Annotated in this window: 4 protein-coding genes; 3 read left to right on the plus strand and 1 reads right to left on the minus strand. The window is 53.6% G+C overall.

Annotation, left to right across the window (positions count from 1 at the left end; genetic code table 11):
* The first annotated feature begins 252 nt into the window (after positions 1–252).
* From AAF564_12890 to AAF564_12900, 3 genes are all read left to right on the plus strand, one after another.
* The gene (locus tag AAF564_12890) at positions 253–795 is read left to right on the plus strand and encodes a CAP domain-containing protein (protein MEM8486441.1); all 543 of its coding nucleotides are present in this window, start codon (positions 253–255) and stop codon (positions 793–795) included.
* An 81-nt stretch (positions 796–876) separates the two neighbouring features.
* A complete protein-coding gene (locus tag AAF564_12895) occupies positions 877–1,086 on the plus strand; it encodes a zinc ribbon domain-containing protein (protein ID MEM8486442.1) in 210 nt (69 codons plus the stop codon).
* A 185-nt stretch (positions 1,087–1,271) separates the two neighbouring features.
* Positions 1,272–4,112, plus strand: coding sequence for a PVC-type heme-binding CxxCH protein (locus AAF564_12900; GenBank protein MEM8486443.1), 2,841 nt, complete (start codon positions 1,272–1,274; stop codon positions 4,110–4,112).
* Positions 4,113–4,463: 351 nt separating this feature from the next.
* Here the strand turns inward: AAF564_12900 and AAF564_12905 are convergent, their stop codons facing one another.
* Positions 4,464–7,277, minus strand: a complete 2,814-nt coding sequence (locus AAF564_12905) for a prolyl oligopeptidase family serine peptidase (GenBank protein ID MEM8486444.1) — start codon at positions 7,275–7,277, stop codon at positions 4,464–4,466.
* Positions 7,278–7,720 lie beyond the last annotated feature (443 nt).

A 7,720-nucleotide genomic window follows, 5' to 3' on the forward strand; every position in this document is an offset into this window, starting at 1 on the left:
TGCCGAGCGATATGTACAATTCTGGAATTCCCAGGTAGTGACACTTAATAAATCGACACGCAGCATTCGTAAACCGACGTTCAACAATCCCTTTCTGGATAGAGGACCATGTCGGCATAACGTGAAAGAATATCTCTGCGTACCCAGCAAATCACTCGGCACTCGGCAATCGAAAATCGACATTCAAAAAGCCTTTCCGGAATACCCTTTGCATACCATATCGCACCCCCGTTTCAAGTCGATAACGGAGCCATGTATACAAAAAGACTATCCCTCATCCTGCTGTGCCTGTTTATATGCGTAGCCTGCGACAGTACCGATCTAGATGCATTGATCGAAGAGCGCGTTGAAGAACTGGAAGAACCGCCCGTAGATCCATCTTTTGCCGGCGAAGCCACACACCTGACCAACGTTGCCCGTGCGGTAAGACAACAATGCGGCAACGAGTCCTACAATGCCGTAGCTGCCCTGGGTTGGAGCGACCAATTGGCCGAAGCTGCAATGGCGCACTCACGTGACATGGCAGCACAAAACTATTTTGACCACACCAATCTGGATGGTGAGAGCCCCGGCGTACGCATTTCTCGTGCTGGCTACGTTGCACAAACGTGGGGTGAAAACATCGCTGCCGGCTATGGCTCACTCGAAGCAGTAATCGCTGGATGGATCGAAAGCCCGGGGCATTGCGCCAATATCATGAATGGCCGCTTTACCGAATTTGCTGTGGCTGTCGCAGAAAACAGTAATTCTACTTATGGCTCGTATTGGACCATGGTGCTGGCCACACCGCGGTAAACCATCACGGTGTAACTAAAGGCCGGAAAATCGTATGCTCTATACGTTCCCGAACCAATCCCGGCACAGGTAGCCGCACGGATGAAACACCAACATTGGTCTTGCCCCAAATGCCAAAACCGTGAATTCGACGTTGGCCAAATCGCCACAACAGGTGGCGGACTGAGCAAGTTCTTCAACGTACAAAACCGAAAATTCACTACGGTAACCTGCATCCGGTGCCAGTTCACTGAACTGTACAGAACGGAATCCAGCACGCTCGGCAACGTCCTCGACTTCTTTGGAAATTAGAGTGAGGAGTGAGGAGTGAGGAGTGAAAAAACGACCCTTTGAAATTCAGTGTTTCTTGGTCGGTTTTCGATATTCAATACGAACTGCCAATCTTCAAGCGCCACTCAAACCCTGTCCAGTTGTAATCTTAACATGGCAAGGATTACATTAATGGGGAACCTCCAAAACCCATTTGATACCCCGCCATGAAGACGCTACGCATCCTCTGTCTGTTTTCGCTGCTTATAGCATTCTTTTTCACCCCCAGTGCCCTTGCGCAAGATGAACCGGTTGACCGGGAATACACCTTGAGCGCCTCTATCCTGGGTTACAAAGGCATCGGCGGTGATATCGATGGCATCCGGAATCCTGTGCTGCGGGCTAATAAAGGCGAAACCGTGCGAATCATTATGATAAACGCTGAGACGCTGACGCATGACATAGTCATGGAAAAAAGCGGCGCGCGATCAGCGGCGATTGTGGAAACGGGTGCCCAGACGAGCGTCACGTTTGTTGCTGAAGAAAACGACATCTACTACTGCTCCGTCCCGGGGCATCGGCAAGCCGGCATGGAAGGCGCCTTTGAAGTCATCGACCCCAACGCGCTCCCTGTTGCGGCCCTACCAGTTGTGAAAGACGAACGGCTCCTCAATTTTGGTTTTGAAGATGGTAGTCTCGCTGACTGGACAGCAACCGGTGAAGCTTTTGGTGAAGCACCAGTGGAAGGCGACGTACTCTTGCTCAGAACCGGCGATACCCGCAGCCAGCATGAGGGCACGTTCTGGATGAGCAGTACCGAAGCCAACGGCCACCGCGCCAAAGGCTCGCTTACCTCAGAAGCCTTTACTGCGTCTCAGCCCTACGCCAGTTTCCTGGTTGGCGGTGGCGCACTTGCCGGCGCACGCGTCGAACTGGTTGATGCATCCAGCAACGAGATTTTCTTCGAGATTTCTGGTCACGATGCCCACAACCTCCGCCCCGTTGTGGTTGACCTGCGCGAGCAGCAAGACAAAGAAATATTCATCAGACTTGTTGATGAAGAAGACGGCGTATCCGGACTTCCATACATCCGCGACAATAAACTGGCCTACATTGCTTTTGACGCGTTCCAGTTGTATCCGGATCGGCCTTCGTTTACAAACGAATTCAAGGCTTCGGACATCTATATCATGCCGCCCATCCTCCACGTGCCCAATGCTGGCCTCAGCGGCGAAGAAGCTGTGGCGGCGATGGAAGTACCCGACGGCTTCAAGGTTACCCTCGCTGCAGCAGAACCCGATGTTGTTCGACCAATTGCATTCACCCTTGACGAACGCGGCCGACTCTGGGTGGTAGAAGCGCATACCTACCCCGTTCCTGCACCAGAAGGCGAAGGACGCGACCGCATCCTCATTTTTGAAGACACCAACGGCGACGGTGTACTCGACTCACGCAAAATTTTTGTCGAAAACCTGAACCTCGTCAGTGGCCTCGAACTCGGCCTGGGCGGCGTTTGGGTGGGCGCAGCACCGTACCTGCTCTTCATCCCCCGCGACGGCGACAAGCCTGCAGGTGAACCCGTCATTCACCTCGACGGCTGGGGCACCCGCGATACGCACGAAACGCTGAATAGCCTCCAGTGGGGACCCGATGGCTGGCTATACGGCAACCAGGGTGTCTTCACACCATCAAATGTGGGCGTTCCAGGCACACCCGATGAAGACCGTGTAAAACTGAACGGCGCCGTATGGCGCTATCATCCTACGCGTAAAGAATTTGAGCTGTATGCCGAAGGTACAAGCAACCCGTGGGGCATCGATTTTAACGATAACGGACACGGGTTCATCACCGCCTGTGTGATCCCGCACCTGTACCACGTAATCCCCGGCGCACGCTACCAGCGCCAGGCCTTTGATCACTTTAACCCGTACACGTACGATGACATCAAAACCCACACCAAGGACCTCCACTGGGTGGGTGACCGAGGTCCGCATGCCGGTAACCATCGGTCAGATGAAGCTGGCGGTGGCCACGCCCACGTTGGCGCAATGTTCTACCAGGGCGGTTCATGGCCGGCGGAGTACCACGACATCCTGTTCATGAGCAACATCCACGGCTACCGCGCCAACACAGAAATCATCGAGCGGAACGGTTCCGGTTATGTGGGTAGCCGCGGCGATGACTTCCTGTTTGCGCACGACTCCTGGTCGCAGATGCTCAACTACCGCTACGGCCCCGACGGATCGGTCCACGCAATCGATTGGTACGACAAAAACCAGTGCCACAGCTCCAACCCGGACGTACACGACAAAACCCTCGGCCGCATTTTCAAAATCACCCACGAAAATGATCAGTGGGTACAGGTGAACCTGGCACAAGCCGCTGAAGATGAGCTCGTACAAATGCACCTTAATAAAAACGAGTGGTACGTCCGCCAGGCCCGGTTGCAACTGATCGAACGCGGCACAAGCAAAAAAGCGCATCGGCAGCTTAAGCGAATCCTCGACCGCAACCCTGATACCAGCCGGCGCCTCCGCGCCCTCTGGACACTCTACACAACCGACGGCATCACAGACACAGAACTGATGAAGCTCCTCGACGACCGCAGCGATGTTGTCCGCGGCTGGGCAGTACAGTTGATCGCAGATGATAAAGAGGTATCGGATAACACGATGGGCAAATTCACTGAGATGGCGCACAACGACGCATCAGCAATGGTACGGCTCTACCTGGCAAGCGCAATGCAGCGTGTCGAGCCGAGCCGGCGCTGGTCCGTACTCTCCGGGCTCTACAGCAGAGCAGAAGATGCCAACGACCACAACCTTCCCCTGATGGTATGGTACGCCGCTGAGCCAATGGTTACCGTTGATATGGGCAAAGCCCTCGAACTCGCCATGACCGCCAAGCTACCCAACCTGCTCAGCTACACAGTCCGACGCATCGCCGCTGAGGATAACGAGGAGGCATTGCAGGTGCTTGCCAGATACCTGGAGGAGGCACCATCAAGAGAAGTCCAACGCGAGATTTTGAATGGGTTGAATCTGCTGGTGGGATCGACAGAGGAGTGAAAGGGCGGGAATGCCTTTGTCTTACTAGATAGTTTTGCTTCAGGTTGTGCTGGACCTGATTGAGGAGAAAATGCCGAGTGTCGAATGCCTTAGAATCAGGCACTCGGCATCCCTTACTGGGTACCGGATCAAGTCCGGCATGACGTGGAGGGGTCGCAGAACGCTAATCCACAACCACTCAATAATCAACATTCAGCACTCTTTCCCCCACAGTGCCATCCTGGTAGAGATCCTTCGCGGGGCTCTGGATCACATAGGTTAAGGATGGTGTCTTTCCTCACACATTCGAAAATCGGCATTCGACACGAACATAAGCTCGCTTATGTGACTGATGAAATAAAATCGGCATTCCTAATTATCCTCCACCAACTCCAGCCCCAAAGTCTGCCCTTTTTTCAACGCCGGCACACCTTCTTCCATCCATACCGGTGCTGGCGCACCTTTCAGGTAGTGGTCGAAGAATTGCTGCATGCGGATGGCCCAGTCGCGTTTGTTTTTGTATTGGGTCAGGCCGTGCTGTTCGCCGTTGTAGTTGAGCATCCAGACGGGCTTACCTAGCCGGCGCAGTGCCACGAAGTACTCGATGCCCTGGTACCACGGCACGGCGCCGTCGTCGTCGTTGTGCATCATGAGGAGCGGCGTGTTCACTTTGTCTGCCTGGAAAAGCGGAGAGTTGTCGATGTAGCGCATCGGGTATTCCCAGAGCGTGCCGCCGATGCGGCTTTGGGTTTGCTCGTACTGAAACATCCGGCTCATGCCCGAGGCCCAGCGGATGCCACCGTAAGCACTCGGCATATTAACCACGGGTGCGCCGGCTTCAGCAGCCTTGAAGATATCTGTTTCGGTAATCATGTAGGCAATCTGATACCCGCCCCAGCTGTGACCCTGTACGCCGACGTTGTCCGCATCTACAAAACCCTGCGCGATGAGGTTGGTCACACCCGGTACTACGGCATTCAACGCGCTTTCACCCGGGTACCCGTTCCGGTAGGGAATATCGGGGACAAACACGAGATAGCCGCGACTTGTGTAAAACGAGTAGCTGATGCTCGACCGTGCGGTTGCCGGCGGCGAATGTCGGTGCAGGTTTTGGGAGAGTTTCTCGTAGAAGTACACCATCATCGGGTACTGCTTCGAGGCATCAAAGTCTTCGGGCTTGTAGAGGATGCCCTGAAGCGGAATGCCGTCGAGCGATACCCATTCGGTGAGTTCCGCCGTGCCCCACATGTATTCGTCTTGCTGCGGGTTTGCATCGCTCACTTTCGTCATGTTCTTCAGATTCAGACTACTTGTCCAGATGTCGCCAAACTCTTCGAAGTTTTGGCGCGTGAAGATGAGCTTGTCAACGTCTCCTGCTTTGCGTGGTGTGGAAAACATCCGGTCCATCATCACGAGTTGCTGCGGATCACGGGAGCGGTTGATTTTGTCGCGGTAGAAGCCAGCGGCTTTGGTTTTCATGTTCATGGCTGAAAGCAACATGGGTGCATCCGGATCGACAGCACGCTCTTCAGCATCGACCCTTGCATACCGGAAGCGTGTATCGTTGGCACGACCATCAGCTTCGGTGAGGTTGATCGGCTCTTTTTTGCCTGATGGGTCGAGTAGCCAGATGTCGTACTTGTCGTAGATCAGGAATGCGTTGTCCCCTTCAGTCCAGCCGGCAGATCCGTAGGCGCCGGCCTCGAAGGGTCGGTCGTGGAGTTCGTCGTATACGGGATGCGGCAACGTGTGCGTCAGATTTACAGCCGCGCCGCCGGCGGTTGACTGGACGTACCAATCGGCTTCATCGCGATCCCACCAGGCAATGTATTTTGCATCAGGCGATAGTGAGGGGGTTGCGCGGACTGCTTCCTGCAACAACCGGTGGCTGCCGTCAGCTACATTTACCACATACACATCCTGCATCCGCGGCCAGGCCCAGGAAATTTCTTGTCTGTACGGCATGTTGGAGGTGCCGAGTGCAACGCCGGCGTTGCCTTCGTCACCGACGGTAACATCAGGCAGCATTTCATTTGCCAGTTGCACCACGCGTTTGTCGACAAGATGCACAACAGCGCGGTAGGTGCGCTTCTTCTCGCGTTCGAGCTGCACAATTTGCATCGGCTGGAGCAACGGATCTTTCCAGTTCCAGACATCGAGTTCAACTTCCTCTTCTTCAAGCGTTTCTTCGTCGCGTTCCGGCGCTGGCTTTGGTGCCGTTCCAAAGTAAAGCCGACTTCCGTTTTCTGAGAAAGAAACGCTGCCATGTTCACTCACCCACCAACCATCGGGTACACCGTCTGTTGTTGCATCTGCCAGATTGATGGCATCGCCGCCTGGCGTCCAATAGTACAGGGTAAAGGCCGGCTGGTCACCCTCATAATCTTCAGTATCGGCTATGAATGCCAGTTGGGTCCCTGCTTCGTCGAAGGCCAGTTTTTTGTAGTTGCCTTCACCTTCCATGATGGCAGTCACTTCACCTGAAGCGGTTTGCACAGCATAGACGCCATCTGAATCGCCATCTGTGGTAGATGTAGCAATGGCCAACCATTTACCGTCTTCTGTAAAACTGTACGCTATTGCGCTGTCGAAACGCGTTTCCTCTCCTGAGTTCAGGTTGCGAAGTACGAGGGTTGTGCCAGCGTCTTTCTCTTTCTTTTTGCTATCTGATGCTTCGCTCTCTTCCGTTTCCTCAGCTTTATCCTCTTCCTTTTCTGAAGATTTTTCGAGGTGATAGGCAATCCAGCCGCCGGCTTCCTTCGGGAGTTTGTAAGACTTTACGTTATCAGCTGTAAACGTATCGCCGTTGCCCAGATTGATGACACCAAGTCCATCTTGAGGCATTTCGTCTTTTTTCTTTTTGTCGATTTTGGCCTGCCGTACACTGTCTTTGGCCGGCTTGACCAGATACGCCGCAAACCGCGAATCAGCCGTGAACGCTGCATCAACACCACGCGCAACCTCATAGGCAGACTCCGCATCAAGCGCCTTCACGTGGAGTTGGGCGTCACCGTCTTCCGGGCTTTGAGAATACAGGACCCAATTGCCGTCATTAGAAATGGCTTGTTCGTCTATGCGATTCCAGATGTCGTACGCATCATGGTCGAGTATCTTTTTGCTTTGCTGGGCATAGAGGGTTGCAGGAAAAAGCAATAGGGCTACAACCAGCGTGAGAAGCTTGTTCATAGGATTATTTTAGTGCGTTAAGCGTTAATATACCTGGTGGGATACCGGATCAAGTCCGGCATGACGTAATAGCAATAGCATGACATTCCCCACCACGTCATTCTGAGTCCCCGAAGAATCTGGGATAGCACGGCGGGCGACCTAATGCTACCATTCAGGTAAACTACTGGATACCGGATCAAGTCCGGCATGACGTAATAGCAATAGCATGACGTAAAGGCAACGGCATGACATTCCCCACCACGTCATTCTGATGTCTATGACTTTGTCAAGTTAAAAGAAGCCTCGGATTGACCGAGACATATTCATCGATGTAGGGTTTGTTGTGCTTGAGCATACTGCAAACAATGCGTAGTAGTTGGTTGGATACGTTGTTCAGAACAAGCTTCTTTGGTTTGCCTTCAGCCAGTTTCCTGGCGTAATAATGTTTGAACTTGGCTTTG

Source organism: Bacteroidota bacterium (genome assembly GCA_039111535.1).
Classification (GTDB): Bacteria; Bacteroidota; Rhodothermia; order Rhodothermales; family JAHQVL01; genus JBCCIM01.